At 61.1% G+C, this 18,235-nt stretch carries 21 protein-coding genes, 1 tRNA gene and 1 pseudogene; 12 read left to right on the forward strand and 11 right to left on the reverse strand.

Annotated features, from left to right (window positions below; translation table 11 throughout):
• Window positions 1–498: 498 nt before the first annotated feature.
• On the reverse strand, window positions 499–657 hold the full coding sequence (locus tag ACFXS9_RS11660) for a Flp family type IVb pilin (RefSeq protein WP_392688860.1): 159 nt from the start codon (window positions 655–657) through the stop codon (window positions 499–501).
• Between the two features lie 242 nt (window positions 658–899).
• Here ACFXS9_RS11660 and ACFXS9_RS11665 point away from each other — a divergent pair, with 242 nt between their 5' ends.
• Window positions 900–1,055 (forward strand): hypothetical protein, encoded by a 156-nt coding sequence (locus tag ACFXS9_RS11665; protein WP_156433807.1) that lies wholly within the window; start codon window positions 900–902, stop codon window positions 1,053–1,055.
• Window positions 1,056–1,186: 131 nt separating this feature from the next.
• On the opposite strand, the gene ACFXS9_RS11670 is transcribed toward ACFXS9_RS11665, so the two are convergent.
• The 3 genes from ACFXS9_RS11670 to ACFXS9_RS11680 form a co-directional block, all read right to left on the reverse strand.
• Window positions 1,187–1,381 (reverse strand): hypothetical protein, encoded by a 195-nt coding sequence (locus ACFXS9_RS11670; RefSeq protein ID WP_392688863.1) that lies wholly within the window; start codon window positions 1,379–1,381, stop codon window positions 1,187–1,189.
• A 140-nt stretch (window positions 1,382–1,521) separates the two neighbouring features.
• Window positions 1,522–1,668, reverse strand: coding sequence for a hypothetical protein (locus ACFXS9_RS11675; protein WP_198027963.1), 147 nt, complete (start codon window positions 1,666–1,668; stop codon window positions 1,522–1,524).
• Between the two features lie 682 nt (window positions 1,669–2,350).
• Window positions 2,351–2,725: a hypothetical protein gene (locus tag ACFXS9_RS11680; RefSeq protein WP_392688866.1), complete on the reverse strand. Its 375-nt coding sequence runs from the start codon at window positions 2,723–2,725 to the stop codon at window positions 2,351–2,353.
• A gap of 44 nt (window positions 2,726–2,769) precedes the next feature.
• Between ACFXS9_RS11680 and ACFXS9_RS11685 the strand changes: the two genes are divergently transcribed.
• From ACFXS9_RS11685 to ACFXS9_RS11710, 6 genes and pseudogenes are all read left to right on the forward strand, one after another.
• Window positions 2,770–2,934: a hypothetical protein gene (locus ACFXS9_RS11685; protein ID WP_392688869.1), complete on the forward strand. Its 165-nt coding sequence runs from the start codon at window positions 2,770–2,772 to the stop codon at window positions 2,932–2,934.
• Between the two features lie 169 nt (window positions 2,935–3,103).
• Entirely contained in the window at window positions 3,104–3,865 is a 762-nt protein-coding gene (locus ACFXS9_RS11690; protein WP_392688872.1) for an NAD-dependent deacetylase, read from the forward strand.
• Window positions 3,866–4,061: 196 nt separating this feature from the next.
• The gene (locus ACFXS9_RS11695) at window positions 4,062–4,727 is read left to right on the forward strand and encodes a cold-shock protein (protein ID WP_392688875.1); all 666 of its coding nucleotides are present in this window, start codon (window positions 4,062–4,064) and stop codon (window positions 4,725–4,727) included.
• Between the two features lie 145 nt (window positions 4,728–4,872).
• Window positions 4,873–5,358 (forward strand): annotated as a pseudogene (locus ACFXS9_RS11700) (DUF192 domain-containing protein).
• A 62-nt stretch (window positions 5,359–5,420) separates the two neighbouring features.
• A tRNA-Pro gene (locus tag ACFXS9_RS11705) sits at window positions 5,421–5,497 on the forward strand.
• 118 nt (window positions 5,498–5,615) lie between these two features.
• Entirely contained in the window at window positions 5,616–6,158 is a 543-nt protein-coding gene (locus ACFXS9_RS11710) for a CAP domain-containing protein (RefSeq protein ID WP_392699737.1), read from the forward strand.
• A 78-nt stretch (window positions 6,159–6,236) separates the two neighbouring features.
• Here ACFXS9_RS11710 and ACFXS9_RS11715 read toward each other — a convergent pair whose 3' ends face one another.
• From ACFXS9_RS11715 to ACFXS9_RS11740, 6 genes are all read right to left on the reverse strand, one after another.
• Window positions 6,237–6,797 carry a hypothetical protein gene (locus ACFXS9_RS11715; protein WP_392688877.1) on the reverse strand — a complete coding sequence of 187 codons (561 nt, stop codon included), beginning with the start codon at window positions 6,795–6,797 and terminating at the stop codon, window positions 6,237–6,239.
• 144 nt (window positions 6,798–6,941) lie between these two features.
• Complete coding sequence (locus ACFXS9_RS11720; RefSeq protein WP_392688880.1) at window positions 6,942–7,709, reverse strand: ABC transporter permease; 768 nt, start codon at window positions 7,707–7,709, stop codon at window positions 6,942–6,944.
• Window positions 7,706–8,470 carry an ABC transporter permease gene (locus ACFXS9_RS11725; protein ID WP_392688883.1) on the reverse strand — a complete coding sequence of 255 codons (765 nt, stop codon included), beginning with the start codon at window positions 8,468–8,470 and terminating at the stop codon, window positions 7,706–7,708. Before ACFXS9_RS11725 ends, ACFXS9_RS11720 begins: the two co-directional genes overlap by 4 nt.
• A complete protein-coding gene (locus tag ACFXS9_RS11730) occupies window positions 8,467–9,270 on the reverse strand; it encodes an ABC transporter ATP-binding protein (RefSeq protein WP_392688886.1) in 804 nt (267 codons plus the stop codon). Before ACFXS9_RS11730 ends, ACFXS9_RS11725 begins: the two co-directional genes overlap by 4 nt.
• 4 nt (window positions 9,271–9,274) lie before the next feature.
• Window positions 9,275–9,973: a GntR family transcriptional regulator gene (locus tag ACFXS9_RS11735; RefSeq protein ID WP_392688889.1), complete on the reverse strand. Its 699-nt coding sequence runs from the start codon at window positions 9,971–9,973 to the stop codon at window positions 9,275–9,277.
• A gap of 11 nt (window positions 9,974–9,984) precedes the next feature.
• A complete protein-coding gene (locus tag ACFXS9_RS11740) occupies window positions 9,985–10,929 on the reverse strand; it encodes an ABC transporter substrate-binding protein (protein ID WP_392688892.1) in 945 nt (314 codons plus the stop codon).
• Between the two features lie 66 nt (window positions 10,930–10,995).
• Between ACFXS9_RS11740 and ACFXS9_RS11745 the strand changes: the two genes are divergently transcribed.
• The 4 genes from ACFXS9_RS11745 (at window position 10,996) to ACFXS9_RS11760 (ending at window position 16,507) form a co-directional block, all read left to right on the forward strand.
• Entirely contained in the window at window positions 10,996–11,979 is a 984-nt protein-coding gene (locus ACFXS9_RS11745) for a fumarylacetoacetate hydrolase family protein (protein WP_392688894.1), read from the forward strand.
• 48 nt (window positions 11,980–12,027) lie between these two features.
• Window positions 12,028–12,804 (forward strand): cyclase family protein, encoded by a 777-nt coding sequence (locus tag ACFXS9_RS11750; RefSeq protein WP_392688897.1) that lies wholly within the window; start codon window positions 12,028–12,030, stop codon window positions 12,802–12,804.
• 40 nt (window positions 12,805–12,844) lie between these two features.
• A complete protein-coding gene (locus ACFXS9_RS11755; protein WP_392688900.1) occupies window positions 12,845–13,942 on the forward strand; it encodes an amidohydrolase family protein in 1,098 nt (365 codons plus the stop codon).
• 753 nt (window positions 13,943–14,695) lie between these two features.
• Complete coding sequence (locus tag ACFXS9_RS11760) at window positions 14,696–16,507, forward strand: carbamoyltransferase (RefSeq protein WP_392688903.1); 1,812 nt, start codon at window positions 14,696–14,698, stop codon at window positions 16,505–16,507.
• Window positions 16,508–16,537: 30 nt separating this feature from the next.
• On the opposite strand, the gene ACFXS9_RS11765 is transcribed toward ACFXS9_RS11760, so the two are convergent.
• Window positions 16,538–17,683 carry an OpgC domain-containing protein gene (locus ACFXS9_RS11765; protein ID WP_392688906.1) on the reverse strand — a complete coding sequence of 382 codons (1,146 nt, stop codon included), beginning with the start codon at window positions 17,681–17,683 and terminating at the stop codon, window positions 16,538–16,540.
• Between the two features lie 229 nt (window positions 17,684–17,912).
• On the opposite strand from ACFXS9_RS11765, the gene ACFXS9_RS11770 reads away from it, so the two are divergent.
• On the forward strand, window positions 17,913–18,218 hold the full coding sequence (locus tag ACFXS9_RS11770) for an ETC complex I subunit (RefSeq protein ID WP_392688909.1): 306 nt from the start codon (window positions 17,913–17,915) through the stop codon (window positions 18,216–18,218).
• Window positions 18,219–18,235 lie beyond the last annotated feature (17 nt).

Consider the following 18,235-nt stretch of genomic DNA (forward strand, 5'->3'; position numbering starts at 1 on the left):
CTGTGGCCTCAGAAGGGCGATGCACCGGCGAGCTCGCCTTACCAGCGCGCTCGCGAACCCGTTTCTCGTCTTCTTGTCGATAATCTCGAACCTTGGTTCCGAGGAACGAAACCGCTACGCCGGTTTTGAATCGAGGGAGGCATCGCATGAAACAAGATCATCCGGCTGAAGAGAATGCGGCGCGAGAAGATTTGCCTACAAGGTCCGAGCGAAAGCTCGGGACTTTGACCGCTGGTGCCATTGCTCTCGTTGTCGTTGGAACGGCAATTTATTGGATCGCGTAGCCATCTGCGCGAAGGTCCCGCTCAACAGGCTCCCTACCCAGCCGAAAAGGCGCGGGGAGGCCAAATTGTCCCGAACACTCCCGCTCGCCGGGCGATTTTCTTAGCAGGGTTTGTCGGCGCTGCCGCGTTGGTGTTCTGGCTTTCGCTCGGTGATGCGCGCCCTGGATACTGGTAGGGCTCGCGATCCTCGCTTGCCGTGACATTTTAATTGCACCTAAACGTTCAATGCGGAGATAAGACTCTCAAGTAGCGCCACGAGCTTCTCGCCGGTCATTCCGACGGCGGCGAGGATGGCCAAGGCGATAAACCCGGCGATGAGGCCGTATTCGATTGCGGTGGCGCCGCCCTCGTCGTGCAGAAACTTCCCGAGCATTTCTTTTCTCTCAAGCTTTGATCAGGCCTTTCGCACGCTCAAGTTGCCATTAAGAAAATCAAAAGCGTAAAATTGCAGCTTCGTTGAAGCTGCGGCTCCGGGCGGAAGTGACTTCGTCGAGGGAGTCGCGCCTTTGTTGTCGGCTCTCTTTTGGCGACCGGAACGCCGCGTTACCAGCGTGACGCCCTACACATACGCGGTTGATTCTTCCGTCCATTGTGGCGGCAACGGAGGGATCGACCATGTACCTGCTTTATGGCGTGCTCATAGTTGCGATGGTTTTCTTCTTCGTGCTCCCGATTACCGATGCTAGGACGGCCCGGATGAAATTGTCCGTGGTGAGCAGCCTCGGCGCCTTGCTAGCGGTATCGGTCATCGTACCGCGCCTGATGCATTAACGAAGGATATGCCTGCCTCGATGCGCAACGAGCATGTCGAGCGCTGCTGACAACAGCTCGCATGGCGAGCGTGAGAGAGCAGGCCGGACGCAGTCTGGCCCTCGTGCGCAAGATTGATACTTCCCGTCAGGTCAGACTTTAACGTCCACCAGCGACGACTCGTCGGTCTGTAAATCGGCCAGGGCCGCTTCGATGGCGGCTGCCTTGGCATGGTCGACGGCCCTTAGATCCTGATTGATCGTATGTGGCGGCGCCTTGGCGGCCTGATCGACGACGAGCTGGATTCTGGCTTGTGTCACTTCAACCGGTATGGGGTAAATGACCATGGGTGCAACCCTCCTGATCTAAACTTGTCAGGCGCGCGTTTACGTCTTGTAAAGAGGTTGGGTTAACGGCCGGTGCTACAGCGCGGAAGGGTAAACAGAAGCTTAAAGTCTCTATGCCGTGCATGCGCCGCGCAATCGCGCTAATGCATCTGTTCCAGGCGCTCGGCGTAGAGGCGGAATTCCTCGGCCATCTCGATCAATTTCTTCGAAGCTTCCGGATCCTTGACGGCTTCGGCAAGCCGTCGGGCTCTGTCGGATTGTTCTCTATAGTGGTCGGCCTGGGTCATCGCAGCACCTTTTTTAGATAGGTACGTGCTGCGCCAAAAAGGTTCGATGGTCGGGGAGGACGAGTAACGGTATCTTAAGAAGGCAATCGTGCTCGAGACGCACCCCCTGTTCGTTCCAGGAGAACAAAGGGAGTCTTTCTCCGCTGCTGCTCGATGGATGAAGGTCGAACTGTGAGCGCCCGCGCAGCCGCCAGCATGGTTGTTTTCGAAAGCGCAGACCAGAAACGCGAGGATCTGACAGTCAGCGGTCCGGTAATTTTTCGCCTAATTTTTCGTTTGGCGATTTGTGATAGGTCGCGATGACGACGAAGCCGGCATAGCCGATCACATTGATCAGAATTTCCATCCATGCGGGCATGACGCACCTTCTCCTTGCGTTAAAACTCCGCAAGGGCCGCATTAGTTCCCGCGCAATCCGACGATCAGACTTGCCCGATCGCATGGCTCGCGTGCGGCCACAGCATCCGCTCGGTAACGAAAACCCCGCCCACATCCGACGATGTAAGACGGGGTCTTTCGTGCTTCACCTCTCGCAAGGTTGCTGCACTTTATAGAAAAACGTCGGTGCACTGGCTTCGTTCCTGCCGTTGCGGATTTCTCTGGCCGGCTTCGCGCGCCGTATTCGTCGGCGATAACCAGAAGATGCCGGGCGTTTTTTTGCAGTGCTGTTGCCTGTTCCACTTCAACGCCAGAGCGTGGGCCGGCTGGATCCATTCAGCGCGTTGGCCAAGGTGGTTTCGTAATATTCTTCGCGCTCGCGTTCGAACTTCTGCTGGGTTTGCCTGAAGCTCGCGACGCGTGCTGCTATTTCGGCACGGTCGCGCGCGAGTCTTTCTTCCTTCTCCGTCATCGCCATCCGTTTGTTGTTTGATTCGCGCCCCGCCATGATTGGCACGCGCGAATGGGGCGCGAATGGGGAAGCATTGTCATCGCGTGCCGCCTGAAGCGAAGGTGGTGGATAAGGTGTGGCGCATTCTTGTCGCTCATGCGGGTTCCCGTTAGCGAAGGACAAACGGGAGGTTCCAGTGGCAAAGATCGATTTGGATTCATTGAGCATCGAAGAACTCGCAGGCCTGCGCGAGCACGCCACCGACAAGTTGTTTGAAAAAAGTCGCTGCACGCCGCGCCGAGCTCGAAGCGGAACTGGAAAGGCTGGCGCAATACGGCAAGCTACCGGTGAAGAAGACGGAAAGCGCACCCGCACCCAAGGCGAAGAAGTCGGAAGAAGCCAAGGAGCCGAAGGAATCGGTGGCCAAGGCAGCATGATAAGGCAGCATGACGCGTCGGTGTTACAGGGCGGCGCGGCATAAGGCGGCTTGATAAGGCCGCCTTGCCGGAGGTTGCGTGCGGCGCCGCCCAGCAGCGCGCATCGGTCTGGCAATCCGAACGACCGTGCTATAATCCGCGCGGTCCAACAATTCGGAAAATATCAGCGGTGATCGCCAAGGATTTGCGCAGCGGCGTCGAGCAGCTAGGCAACATGATTGCCGAAGCCGCATGTATCGTTCCCTTTACCGGAGCCGGCATTTCCACCGAATGCGGCATTCCGGATTTCCGCTCCCCTGGCGGCCTCTGGACGCGCAACCGCCCGATCGCGTTCGACGAATTCGTTGCAAGCGCCGACGCGCGGGCCGAGGCCTGGCGGCGACGCTTTGCGATGGAGGCAACTTTTGCTGCGGCCAAGCCCGGTCGCGGGCATCGCGCGCTGGCCTCGCTCTACAAAGCTGGTAAGACGCCGGCGATCATCACCCAGAACATCGACAATTTGCACCAGGTGTCAGGCTTCAGGGCCGATGACGTGATCGAGTTGCACGGCAACACGACTTATGCCCGCTGCATCGGCTGCGGACATGCCTATGATCTTCTTTGGGTTAAGCAGCGTTTCGAGGAAGCCGGTAGCGCACCCGACTGCACCATCTGCGACGAGCCGGTAAAGACGGCCACGATTTCGTTCGGACAGGCGATGCCGGAAGACGCGATGCGCCGCGCTACCGAACTGGCCCAGCATTGCGACCTGTTCCTGGCAGTCGGATCGTCGCTAGTTGTTTGGCCCGCCGCAGGTTTTCCGCTGATGGCCAAGAACTGCGGCGCGAAGCTCGTGATCATCAATAATGAGAGCACGGAACAGGACGACGTGGCCGATCTTGTCATCCGTCACGACATCGGAGAAACGCTCGGACCGTTCGTAGGCAATTGATCGCCAATTGATTCGTGGCCGTTGCAAGCCTGTTTATAGTTCTCGGTCGAATTGTTTTTTAGCTATGCGCCACAATCGGGAGTGTTATCTTGATTCGAGAGATTCGCGCTGCGTTATCATGATGGTCATGGTAGGGCGCGTGTTCCGGTCCGCTACGGCGACAGTGGACCGCTTTTGAAGTGTGAGGTCCGGGGTCATGGGGTCGGACGAATTTGGGTCCAAGAAGCTCGGGGGGCCGCCGACAGGCGGGGCAGGGCAGAACAGGCTTGGACCAGGTGAATACGCAGCCGGCGCACAGCGCGATCCGGCGGCGGACGCGCTGTCGGGGCTCGGCGATGCCGCAGCTAACCTTGTCGAAATATCGGGCATCATCAAATGGTTCGATGCTTCGAAGGGTTACGGTTTCATCGTGCCGGACAATGGCTGGCCCGATGTGCTGCTGCACGTCACCGTGCTCAGGCGCGACGGCTACCAGACCGCCTATGAAGGCGCGCGGGTGGTGGTCGAATGCGTGCAGCGTGCCAAGGGCTATCAGGCGTTCCGGATTGTCTCGATGGACGAGTCCACCGCGATCCATCCGGCGCAGATGCTGCCGCCCCGGACTCATGTCAGCGTTACGCCGACCAGCGGTCTGGAGCGGGCCCAGGTCAAATGGTTCAACCGGCTGCGCGGTTTCGGCTTCCTGACCTGCGGCGAGGGCACGCCGGACATCTTCGTCCACATGGAAACGCTGCGCCGCTTCGGCATGACCGAACTGCGGCCGGGCCAGTACGTGCTGGTGCGCTACGGGCCCGGGTCCAAGGGCATGATGGCGGCCGAAATTCATCCGGAGACCGGCCCGTCGGCGCTGTCGTCGCATTGATCCTCCGGTACCACTGACGCAAACGTGAGCCGGCCGTCGCGCCCTAGCGCGGCGGCCTCTGGCATTTGCCGCAATCCTCGGGTTAGGGTTCCCGGCAATTTCTCCTGAGATATCCGGCGTGAGTGCTTTGATGTATTTCGCTTTGATGGTTGCGCGGCTTCGCATCCCGGGCCGCCTGGTGACGTCGTCGCTGGCCGCTGCGTCTGCTGCGCTCTTCATCCTCTGCGCCAATCCTGCCGCACAGGCCGCGAGCGTTCAGCCGCTCGAGATCGCCACCAAGTCAGGCGTACGCGTGTTCCTGGTCGAGATGGCGACGACGGAGGAGGAGAAGACTCAGGGGCTGATGCACCGAAAAGAACTCCCCCGACGGCAAAGGCATGCTGTTCGATTTCTCGCCGGAGCAGCAGATCTCGATGTGGATGAAGAACACCTACATTCCGCTCGACATGATCTTCATCCGCGCCGACGGCCGCATCCTGCGAATCGCTGAGAACACCGAGCCGCACTCCACCAAGATCATCTCCTCGGGCGGGCTTGCCAGGGGGTCCTGGAAGTGATTGCCGGCACGGCGCAAAAATACGGCATTCAGCCCGGCGATCGGGTGGCGCACCCGCTGTTCAACAAGCGCTGACCGGTTTCCATCGCCTTGATGGCCGCGGTTTTAGCGTGTATCGAGCATCTCCAGCGTCGGATCGGGGTATAGCGCAGCCTGGTAGCGCGGCAGTTTTGGGTACTGCAGGTCTCAGGTTCGAATCCTGATGCCCCGACCAATAAAATCAATAACTTGCGACGTCTTTTTCGGATTGAATCTTCCCGGCACAATTGGGGAGGGGCAGGGGAACAATTGTGGCTGGTAGGAAGACAGTCATTCTGACGCGGCAGGCCCTTCTGTTGGGGCTGGTGATTTGTTTTGCCGCCGTAGGGAGCCGGCAGGCGGCGGCCAATCCCGCGCAGATGATTTCCGATTTTCGGCTAAAGCACGGGCAGAAGCGCGTAACCCTGGATGCGACTCTCACACGGATTGCACACGATCAAGCCCAGGCGATGGCCGCAAAGGACCAACTGGATCACGATGTCCTTGGCCGGTTCAATACGCGTGTCGGCCCGGCCGGCGCAGGCCGGGCCGCAGAGAACATTGCGTACGGCTACGACGGTTTTCCCAAGACCCTCGACCAGTGGATCAATTCGTCCGGGCACCGAAAGAACCTCCTGTTGCCCGGCGCGACGCGCGTCGGTGTTGCCAGCGTGAAAAGCGCGCGGACCGGTCGTACGTACTGGGCCATGGTGATCGCGGGCGACTATGAGCGTCCCAAGGCGCCGAAGAGTTCGCCAAAGAGTTCGCCGAAGGATTCAAAGCAGGCAAACGCTGCGAAGTCCAAGCCGCGCGCGGCTGAGGCCTGCCGACTGAAGATTCTCGGCCTCTGCATTTAGAGTTGAAACCGAGATCTCGGAGTAGCTGCCCTCGCGGCGCGCTCAGTGATGATTTTATCCGAGGCATGACGGACGTCGCTATCGATAGCGCCTACGCGCGCTCGCGACCTTTCGATACTGCAATTTCGCTTTCATGACTTCGGACACCGCCGCGAATTCGTGGCTTGCAATCTCGTTCCTGTTATGTTCTCTTTGGTCGTTGTTTGGAGGTGACCAATGGATGTCGAGAAGCAACGGGAAATCATCCGGCTCTGGAATCGCATGCGTCGGGTCGAAGGCCCGCTCGCGGAGGAAATCCGCATTCAGATCCTTGAGTGCTTTGCGCAGCCGGATCTCGCCGAGCGAGCGCATGAACGAGCGGCGCGCGGTGCTTGGTCGCGTGCCGGTTCGGACCGCGCAACTGTATCGCATCGGCGAACGCAACAACAACGCAACGCTCTGACGGCTTTCGTATCCCGGCGAGGTTGATTCGACGGCCGTCAAGATTGACGAAATCGATCTGCGGTGCATGCTGCACGCATGTTGTCGCGTGTGCGCAATCATTTTCGAGATGCGAAGTTCGCCCGCATGAGCAGCGGGACGTACTGCATCATTCGCGATCTCGGGCTGGTCAAGGGCGGCAAGGGGATGCGGCACCATGAGGTGCTCGTCACCTTCAGTCTCCGGGCGTTGTGGCGCTCAATCGGTCGGGGTTGGCGGCGCCTAATGACAGCGTCGAAGAAGCCGGAGGTTTCGGCTCGGCCTGTCGCAGACACGTAGCCGCAACTGCTCGGCTGCCGGCGATCACCGCTGCGCCGCCTGCCACGCCAGCAGTCTGTGCTCCGCCAGCGACATCGCCACCGACGTCACGTAGCCGGTCAACCCAAGCAGGATGACACCGGCGAACAGGTCGGCCGAGCGGAACGCGCGGGCTGACAGCAGAACCCAATGGCCGAGCCCGTCGAGGCCGGCCAGAATTTCACAGACCACCGATAGGATCAGCGCCACCGTCAGGCTGAGGCGCATCCCGGCGAGGATGTCGGGGCTGGCGGAAGGCAGCGCGATCTTGAAGGTCACGGCGAGGCGCGACATCTGCAGCGACCGCGCGACCTCATAGAGCCGCGGCTCGACCGCTGCAAAACCATGGATGGTCGCCAGCATGATCGGCCAGATCGCACCGAAGGCGATCACGAACAGCGCCATCGCCTGGGTCAGCCCAAGCATCGCGATCGCCACCGGAATGATCGCCGAGACCGGCAGAGGCCGTAGAAACTCCAGCGACGGCGCGACATAGGTCCGCATCCTGCGCGACGATCCGATGATCGCGCCGATCGCGATGCCGGCAATCGAGGCGGCGAGCCAGCCATAGGCCATGTGTTCGAGCGTGCCGGCGAGCTTGCTCCAGAGATCGCCGGAGGAAAACCCGCGCACCAGCGCTGCCCAGGCCCTATCAGGTCCCGGCAGGAACACCGGCGAGACCATCTTTAAATTGGCGATCAATTGCCATAGCGCGACGAAGCCAGCCGCAACTGCAAAGCTCGCCACGCGCCAGAGGATGGCCGCGCGGTTCATGCGCTGTCTCCACTGACAGCGGCGCGGCCGAACAGGCGGTTCTGGGCGACGACCAGCAGGACATTCAGCGCGTAGCCGATGACGCCGATCCAGACCAGATAGGCCAGCATCAGGTCCGGGCGCAGCGCCTGCTGCGCCAGCATGATACCGGCCCCGAGGCCGAGCGGGTTGATCGCGATTTCGACCGTCACGGCGACGATCAGCGCGATGCCGGCCGACAGGCGGAAGGCGACGAAGATCCGCGGCAGCGCTGCCGGGATGATGATCTTCCAGACCCGCTGCGCCGGCGGCAGCCGCAGCGCCCGCGCCACCTCCATCAGCCGCGGCTCGATGCTGCGCACCGCCGTGCGCGACAGGATCAGGACCGGCCAGACGCAGGCGAACGCCACGATCACGATTTCCATGCGGTAGCCGAAGCCGAGCGCGATCAGCGCGATCGGCAGCAGCGCAATCGAGGGAATCGGCCTGATCGCCTCGACCGTTACTTCCATCAGTCGATCGAGCGTATCTGAAATCCCGAAGGCGATGCCGAACGCCAAGCCGATGGTGGTCCCGATCGCAAGGCCTGCGAAAGCTGAAAACAGCGTGTCGCGGGTCGCCGCCAGGATCGAGAGATCGGCGAAGGCGCCGAACAGCGCCATCACGATCTGGCTCGGCGGCGCAAGGCTGTCGCTCTGCAGATGGGTGGCGCGTGCCCAGACTTCGAATGCCACCAGCACGGCGAGCGGCAGAACCAGCGCCTTGGCGGAATTCGCCGTCACTGCTCGGTGGCCTTGATGAAATCGAACAATTGCCGCCGCAGCCGCAGGAATTCCGGATACTCGCGGGTCGATAACTGGTCGCGCGGGCGCGGCAGGTTGACCGAAAGCTCGATGCCGATCCGGCCCGGGTGCGGCAGCAAACCGATGACGCGGTCGCCGAGATAGATCGCTTCGTCGAGGTCGTGGGTCACGAAGATCACGGTAGCGCCGCTGGCTGCCACCAGCGATAATACCTCATCTTGCAAGCCCTGCCGCGTCATCGCGTCCAGCGCGCCGAACGGCTCGTCCATCAGAAGCGTCTTCGGCTCCTGCGCCAGGCAGCGGGCGATCTGCAGGCGCTGCTGCATGCCGCCTGACATTTCCGAAGGATATTTGCCGGCATGGCCGGGCAGGCCGACCGTGCGCAACAGTTCCTCGATGCGGGCAGGGCGCTCGGCTGACGGCATGCCGCCGGCTTCCAGCGCCAGCGAGACATTGCCCGCCGCGGTGCGCCACGGCAGCAGCGCCTTGCCGTAATCCTGGAACACGATCGCGATCTCGCGGCGCGGCTCGCGCATCGGCTGGCCGTCGAAATTCACCTTGCCGCTGGTCGGCTGATAGAGACCGGCCGCCAGCCGCAGCGCCGTGGTCTTGCCGCATCCGGAGGCGCCGACGATGCAGAGGAATTCGCCGGGCCGGACTCCGAGACTTAGATTTTCGATGATGGTCTTGCCGCCGAGGACGAGTGTGACGCCGTCAAATGCGATCTGGGGCGTGGCAGTGCCGGATACGGCTTCGAGGCGTTTTGCGGCGCTTGCCATGATGTCAGCTCTCGTTGCCTGGGGGATAGACGAAATCCATGGTCGAACGCAGATGCGCCGATAGCATCGCTTGAGACCCCTGAATGTCGCGGGCGATCACGCGGTCTGCGAGCATTTGATGCGCGCGCACGAATTTCTTGCCGCTGTCGACGGAGCGCATCATCACGCGCCGGTAGCGATAGGCCTGGTCGTAGAGATCGGAATGGGCCGCCAGTAGGCGTTTCGAACCGCAGGCGGCCAGCAAGGCGGTGTGAAAGCCCTTGTGCAGCCGGTCGAAATCCTCGGCGCCCTCACGGAATTCATCACCGGTCCGCTCGATGTGCCGGCGCATCTGGTGCAGCGCGCTGACGATGCCGGCCTCCCAGGCATCGTCGCCATGGGTGATCGCCAGCCTGATGGCCTCGATCTCGATCGCCGTGCGCATCGTTGTGATGTCGAGCAGATCCTCGCGGCTGACGTCGGCGACGCGGAAGCCGCGCTGCCCGGTGCCGACGATTAGCCCGCGCGACATCAACCGCGACAACCCCTCGCGCAGCGGCGTCGCGCCGATCTCATACCGTTGCACAAGATCGACGATCCCGAGCCGCGATCCCGGCGCCAGATGGCCCGCGAGAATATCCTGCTCGACCAGCATCGCCGCACGCTCAGTTAGCGTAGCGGCCTCAGTCACCGGTCGGCTCGATTGGCGCTCGGAGGCCGGCATCGCGAAATCCTTTACTTCAGGACCAGCTTCGAGGTGTCGAGCTTGGATTGCAGCATCTTCTGCGATGACATCACCTCGATCCACCAGGAGAGCTGCTCGGGCTTCAGCACCGGTTCGGAACGGTTCGGCGGCGTGGCCTTGACAAGGTCGATCGGCTGCTTGGTGAACTTGGCAATCGAGTTCGACGCCTTTTCGCGGTCATTGTTGACGATGATGGCGGACTCGGCGATCGCGTCACGGAATTTCTTGATCGCCGCGGCGTTCTTATCGGCCCATTCGCGTGAGGCAGCGTAGAAAATGATGGGATCGGTGCGGGCCAGTTCGACGGCGTAGCGTGCGCCGACCGACCCGAGGCCGGCGTTGGTCATGCGGGTCACGAACGGTTCGGCCGTCAGCACGGCATCGACGCCGCCGGATTTGATGATGTCGGCCATGGTCGGGAAGGTGACCTCGACGAAATTGACGCTCTTGGGGTCGACGCCTTTCTCCACCAGCCACTTCACGAACAATACATGCAGGAACGCGTTTAGCCCCGGCGCGCCGACTTTCTTGCCGACGAAATCCTTCGGCTCCTTGATGGTGATGCCGTTGCGGACGAAGGCGGTGATGTTGCCGTTCGACACCGGGCTCATCATGGTGGCACCCGCAATAGCGACGAGATCGAGCCCACCGTCGACGGCCTGCAAAAACACCGTCGAGGTCGGCCCGCCAATCTGAATCGAATTCGACAGGATCGCCGCCGGGATGTTCGAGTTGATGCCGATCGGCGTCATCTCGACCTCGAGCCCGTGCTTTTTGAAGATGCCCTCGTCGATCGCGATCATTGCCGAGGCGCAATCCGAAGTCGCCGTGCAGCCGACCTGGATCTTGGCTTGCGCAAAGGCGGTACCGGTCAGCGCCGCGCTGACCGCAAGGGCGGCAAGGACCTTTTTCACGACGTTCTCCCCATCAAACATTTTTCAGGCTTGTTTATCGATATTTTTTTTGATCATATATTTCATCGGAAAACAAGAGGGCGTCAGGTGAAACTCGCAACAATAAGGTCGGGCGGTCAGGAAAAGGTCGCCATCGTGCATAGCGGCGACAGACTGCTGTTTGATCTCGCGGCGGCGGCCAGCCGCAACGGAGGTGCCAATCCTGCCTTCGCTTCGATGCTGGCGCTGATCGATGCCGGCGACGCCGCGCTCGAACAGGCGGCGAAGGTGTTCGACAAACACGGCGAGGACGAGAGCCTTTCAGTATCGGTGGATGCTACTGAGATTCTCGCGCCGGTCCCGGAGCCGCGGCAGATGCGGGACGGCATGTCGTTCCCACTGCATATCCTGCAGGCCCCGCGCGGGCAGCTCAAGCTCGCCGCACGCGCCAAGGGCGACATGGCCGAGTTGGCGCGGATCGAGGCCGAGCCGCTCGGCGAACTGCCGGAGGTCTATCGCAAGCAGCCGATCTACTACATCACCAACCGCTTCAGCGTGCGCGGCACCAACACCACGGTGAAATGGCCGCGCTACAGCCAGGTAATGGACTATGAGCTCGAATTCGGCATCATCACCAGGAACAAGGGCGCCAACATCTCCGCCGCCAAGGCCAAAGACCACATCTTTGGCTACACGATCTTCAACGACTTTTCCGCGCGCGATGCCCAGCGCATTGAAATGGAGGGACGGCTAGGTCCGGCAAAGGGCAAAAGTTTCGACGGCGGCAACGTGATGGGCCCGTGGATCGTGACGCCAGACGAGATCGGCGATCCCTACAAGTTGAAGATGGAAGCGCGCGTCAACGGCGAGACGCGCTCGCAAGGGGTGACCGAGGGCATGCTATTCTCGTTCGAGGAGATCATCGCCCATGTCAGCCAGGACGAGACCCTGATGCCCGGCGAATTCATCGGATCCGGCACTGTCGGCAATGGCTGCGGCCTCGAGCTCGGCTGGTATCTCGAACATGGCGACACCATCGAACTCGAAGTCGAAAAGATCGGCATCTTGAAGAACCGGGTCGAGCGGCAATAGTTGCTTCCGGCGACGCTACCCAAAAAGAACATCCAGCGAGGAACCGCCATGGCGCGCAGATTGATCGACATTTCCGTCCCCCTGCAAAACGACGTGCCGGCCGATCCGCCCGGCAACCACCCGACCATCCAATACATCGATCATCAGCAGGGGCTGCCGCGGATGCTGCAGTTCTTCGAAGGGTTGAAGGCGGAAGATCTGCCTTATGGCCAAGGCTGGGCAGTGGAGCAGGTATCGCTCTCCACCCACAACGGCACACATCTGGATGCGCCCTGGCATTTCCATCCCACCATGAACCGCGGCGAGCGTTCATGGACCATCGACGAGGTGCCGCTGGAATGGTGCTTTCAGCCGGGTGTGAAGCTCGACTTCCGGCATTTGCCGGATGGTTACGTCGCCACCGCCAAGGATGTCGAAGCGGAATTGAAGCGCATCGGCCATACGCTGTCGCCATTGGAGATCGTCGTGGTCAATACCAGCGCCGGCGCCAAATACGGGCAGCAGGACTACGTCACCTCCGGCTGCGGCATGGGCTACGAGGCGACGATGTATCTATTGGAGCGCGGCGTGCGCCTGACCGGTATCGACGGCTGGAGCTGGGATGCGCCGTTCGTCTACACCGCGAAGAAATATGCCGAGACGAAAGACGCCAGCTTGATCTGGGAAGGCCACAAGGCCGGGCGCCACATCGGCTATTGCCACCTCGAGAAGCTGCACAATCTCGAACAATTGCCGTCGACCGGCTTCATGGTGTCGTGCTTTCCGGTGAAGATCGAGCGCGCATCTGCAGGCTGGACCCGGGCGGTCGCCATTCTCGACGGCTGAAGGCTGCACGCAACAACAAGCAAGATCGGGGAGAGAACGAATGACGGATTTGCGCACGGCCCCGCTACGGGGGTGCTTCTGCTGTGGTCAATCGTATCAGTCATTCGCCGCACCAAGCCGGCGTGGCTTCATGCTCGGTGCCGGCGCGCTGGCCCTGACGACGGCGGTCGGTGGCGGCCGGGCAGAGGCACAAACCGCCGACGCAAAGCCGTTCCGGATCGACGTTCACCATCATCTCTCGCCGCCAACCTACGTGACCGCGTCGAACGACAGCGGCTTCGGCGACCCCTTGATGAAGAACTGGACGATCGAGAAATCGCTCGCCGATATGGACAAGGCCGGCATCGCCACTGCGATGCTGTCCGTCACCACGCCCGCGGTCAATTTCACCAAGGGCGATACGGCACGAAGGCTTTGCCGCGAGTCGAACGAATATGCCGCAAAGCTGGTCGCGGATTATCCGGGGCGGTTCGGCAATTTCGCGATGCTGCCGCTCACTGACGCCGAAGGCAGCCTGCGCGAGCTCGCCTATGCGCTCGACACGCTCAAGGCCGATGGCATCGCGTTGATGACGAGCTACGGCGACAAATGGCTCGGAGATCCGTTGTTCTTGCCGGTTATGGAGGAGCTCAATCGCCGCAAGGCGCTGGTCTACACCCATCCCACCGCGGCCAATTGCTGCGTGAACCTGGCGCCGACGCAGCCGCCCGTCATGATCGAGTTCGGCACCGACACGACGCGCACGATCGCCGACATCGTCTTCTCCGGTAACGCGAGGCGTTTCCCCGATATCCGATGGATCTTCTCGCATGCGGGCGGGACGATGCCGTTTCTGATCGAGCGCTTCGTGCGCCATCCGCTGCTAGTGCCGAAAGCCAAGGAAACGGTGCCCGACGGCACCCTCGCCGAGTTGAAGCGATTCTTCTACGACACCGCGCAGACGTCCAACCACGCCGCGATGTCGGCGCTGGCGTCGCTCATTCCGCCGTCGCAGATCGTGTTCGGGACGGATTTCCCATACCGGACCGGCAGCGATCACGTAAAGGGATTGCGCGAGGCGGGCGTGTTCACGGACGAACAGATCACGTCGATCGAACGCGGCAATGCTCTCAAGCTGATACCGCGGCTGGCAAGCTAGTTCGGAGGCCAAGCCGCCTGCTTATCGCGCGGTCGGAATCATTCCGCCAAAGAAAAAGGCGCGCCGGTTGCCCGGTGCGCCTGAATCTTTGTCTCGGATCTCGCCTGAGGCGACGACGATCGAGTTCATATCAATACCTGCAGACGCGCTGGCCGTAGGAGTTCCACCAGCAGCGGCCACGGGCACGGGGTGCCACGATAAGCGGAGCGCCATAGAAGCCATAGCCGCGACCGCGGCCCCAGCCTCTGCCATAGCCGCGTCCGTATCCGCGACCATAACCTCTGCCTCTGCCACGGTACGCCTGCGCGGACGTGGTCGTCCCGCCCACCAGAATCGCAGACGTGCTGGCCACGTAGACGAATAACAAAGCCAGCGCTGCAAGACAGCGGGTCAGGATATTGTAGCGTTTAGCCATTCGAGAATCTCCCGGTCACTTTCGAAACACCTGGACTTCGGCACTATCTCACTTAGACGCGCGAGAATGCTTTCCGTTCAGATGCGCTAACACAATATTTTCATAAGGTTCTTTCGAGCTCTTGGGACTTTATTGAGAAGGGCAGATAAGGTCAAGTTACGGTGGGTTTTGCTGCGGATTCCTGCGGCGCGCATTCATCTTCCTGAATGTTGGATGAACACTTAGGATTGTGCGCTGCAGAACTTCGATTGAAAAAATCCGCAACGCCACGCCAAGAACTTGATGTCGACACGATCTCCATTTTTCAGCGCAAGACGATCCTCTCCTGACGAGTACCCATGCCAAAAAAACACACTTATGTCCTTGGTCTGAACACCTATGACCATGATGTCAGCGCGTGCCTGTTGCGCGACGGCGCCATTGCATTTGCGATCGCCAAGGAGCGGATCACGCGGGCCAAGCACGCCTCGGGCTTCTACAAGGAAGTGATCGATTATTGCCTCGAAGCCGAAGGCATTACGCTCGACGACGTCGATCTGGTGGTGCGCAATTGCTACATCCTGCCGGTCCCGGAAATGGAAGAGCGGCTGGTCTATTTCGACGCGCCGGGCTTCCTGCCGGAGTTCGAGCGCGACGAGGCGGCCAAGCATCCGCTCTATCTGAAGCATTCGGACAAGGTGGTCACGATCTCCCATCACCTCGCGCACGCCTACAGCGCGTTCGCGGTGTCGCCGTTCGAGGATGGCGTCGTGATGATCGTCGATGGCGTCGGCAGCTACCGGTCCGACGTCATGGAATCCTTTCCCGCCAGCGACACGGCGACGCCGCTCGCGCGCGAGTCCGAGAGTTACTACAAGTTCAACGGAACGACGCTCGAATGCCTGAAGAAGGTCTGGATGGAGCCGGACCGCGGCTTCCTGAGCGATGAGTTCTACAACATGCCGGGGCTCGGCGCGCTCTACAGTCGCGCTTCGACCTACATCTTCGGCGACTGGAACAAATGCGGAGAACTGATGGGACTGGCGCCCTATGGCCGCCGCGATCAGGTCAAGCATTTGCTCGAACTGCACGACGGCAAGCTGCAGGTGCCGCACTGGACCGCCGAATTCAAGCAGCCTTACGTGTTCGAACCCGGTAGCAATTGGGAAAAACACCCCGCGATGCGGCACTGGGAAGACCTGGCCTGGCGCACGCAGGACGACACCGAGAACGTGCTGCTGGCCCGCGCCCGCTGGTTGCGCGAAACCACCGGCGCGAAGAACCTCTGTATGGCCGGCGGCGTCGCGCTGAATTGCGTGGCGAATGGGCGCGTCGCCCGCGAAGCCGGCTTCGAGAACGTCTGGGTCCAGCCGGCGGCCGGTGATGATGGCATTGCAATCGGCTGCGCCTACTACGGCTGGCTCGAAATCCTGAAGCAACCCCGCGCCTTCGTTATGGATCACGCCTATGTCGGCAGGCCCTACAGCGACCAGGATGCCGCGAAGGAGTTGCAGAAGTTTCTGGTGCGTGTCCAGGTCGATGCCGTCAGAAGTGAGAATGTCTGCCGCGACACCGCCAAACTGCTCGCCGACCAGAAGGTGATCGGCTGGTTTCAGGACCGTTCGGAATTCGGGCCGCGCGCGCTCGGCAACCGCAGCCTGCTGGCCGATCCACGCAAGCCCGAGATGAAGGACATCCTCAACAGCCGCGTGAAGCACCGGCAGGCGTTCCGGCCGTTCGCGCCGATCGTGCTGGCCGAGCGCATGAAGGAAGTTTTTGAAGGCGAGGAGGACTCGCCCTTCATGCTGATCGCCAAGCCGGTTCGCCCTGAATGGCGCGACAAGATCCCGGCGATCGTGCATGTCGATGGCACTGCACGCGTCCAGACCGTGCGCGAAGAAACCAACCCGATGCTCTACCGCCTGCTGAAGGAATTCGAGGCCTTGACCGGCGTTCCCGTGCTGATCAACACCTCATTCAACATCAAGGGCGAGCCCATCGTGGAAACGCCGCAGGATGCCGTGAACTGCTTTCTGACCACTGGCGTCGATCACCTCGTCATGCACGACACGATCGTATCGAAGAACGCGATGCACAAGGTGGTCGCACCGCTGGTCAATATCTACACCGACGTGCGGACGCTGGTGGCATCGACCGCGCAACCGGCCTGAACCGGCTGCCGCGATTCAGTGGAAAGCCGCTCAGGCGGCTTTCGGCGCTGCCGGCTTGAGCGGCTTGTCCTGCCGCTTCGACCAGGAAATGTAGTAGGCGACGACGGTCATGATCGCGATGCCGGTCACGCTGACGAGGATCTGCACGAGCAGCGAGCCTGAGCTCATCGATAGTTGGAAATGCCCGACAAAGGACAGGAACACGCCGACGCAGAAAACCGCGAGTGATTGCTGGCCGCAGACGACCAGCGGATCGAAAATCCTCCATTCCAGTCCGGGCCATTCCTTCGGCACGAAACGGATAACGAGGATCACGATCGCCACGAAATGCAGGAAGCGGTAGGGCGCGAGGTTGGTCTTGTCGTTCGGGTTGAACATCGAATAGAGCCACTGCGGGAACAGCTCGCCGAACGTCGGAAACCTGCCGGCCATGGTCATGACCAGCGCCAGGATCAGATAGGCGATGCACAAATACAGCGTGACCGGCGCGTTGATGATGTGCATGTTCTTGCGGGCGCCGCCGAGCGCGCACCATGCGCCGAACACGAACAGCAACTGCCAGGCGAACGGGTTGAAGTACCAGGTGCCGACCGGATAGGCGGGCAGGTTCCAGCCGGTCTGCCGCGACACCAGCCACAGCGCGATCGCCGCCGCCAGGGTCCAGTTGGGCTGCCGCAGCATGATCCACAGCACCGGCGGGAACAGCCCCATCAGCACGATGTAGAGCGGCAGCACGTCGAGATTGACCGGCTTGAACTTCAGGAACAGTCCCTGCCGCAGGGTTTCGGTGGCGTTATCGATCAGGCCGACCACATTGAAGTCGTTGACCAGTTGGGAATCGCCGAAGCGCAAGGCGAGATAGCTGATCGAGGCGATATAGATCACGAACAGGATGATGTGGGCGACATAGAGCTGCCAGACCCGCTTGGTGAGCCGCGTGGCGCCGACAATGAAGCCGCGTTCGAGCATCATCCGCGCATAGACGAACGAGGCAGTATAGCCGGAAATGAAGACGAACAGGTCGGCGGCGTCGCTGAACCCGTAATTGCGGACGGTGATCCAGTTTACGACGTTATCCGGGATATGATCCAGATAGATCCACCAGTTCGCGACCCCGCGAAACAGGTCGAGCCGGAGGTCGCGTCCTTTGTCGGGCAGGGTGGCGTTGATTTTCATGGGTGCCGCTTCGTGATGCTTTCGGGAAGATCGCGCCGCAAGACCGGGTCCCGGGCGCCGGATGGCCCTGGATTGTCACAGTACGGCATAATGACTATACCGGTACGGAAATGGTACATCCGGGCTTCCGGAATCACCGATCAAATTCCTGAAAGGTGTCTCTATACTATCCCGGCCGTTTCCACCAAACGCTTCCATGTCGCATATCGCTTGAGGACCCGACCATCCGATGACCGCCCGCATTTTCAAGCCTGCCAAGAACGCGATGCAATCGGGAAGGGCCACGGCCCAGGAATGGCAACTCGACTACGAGCCCGAGCTGCCGCAGGCGATCGAGCCGCTGATGGGCTGGACCTCGTCCTCCGACATGAAGCAGCAGCTCACCTTGCGCTTCGACACCAAGGAAGATGCGATCGCCTATTGCGAGCGCAAGGGCATCGCCTATCAGGTGATCGAGCCCAAGGATTCGGTGCGCCGGCCGGCCGCTTACGCCGACAATTTCGCCTTCAAGCGCATCGAGCCCTGGACCCACTAGCGGTCTGGTAGGCCCGC

The organism is Bradyrhizobium sp. RDI18, from assembly GCF_043203335.1.
GTDB classification, from domain to species: domain Bacteria; phylum Pseudomonadota; class Alphaproteobacteria; order Rhizobiales; family Xanthobacteraceae; genus Bradyrhizobium; species Bradyrhizobium retamae.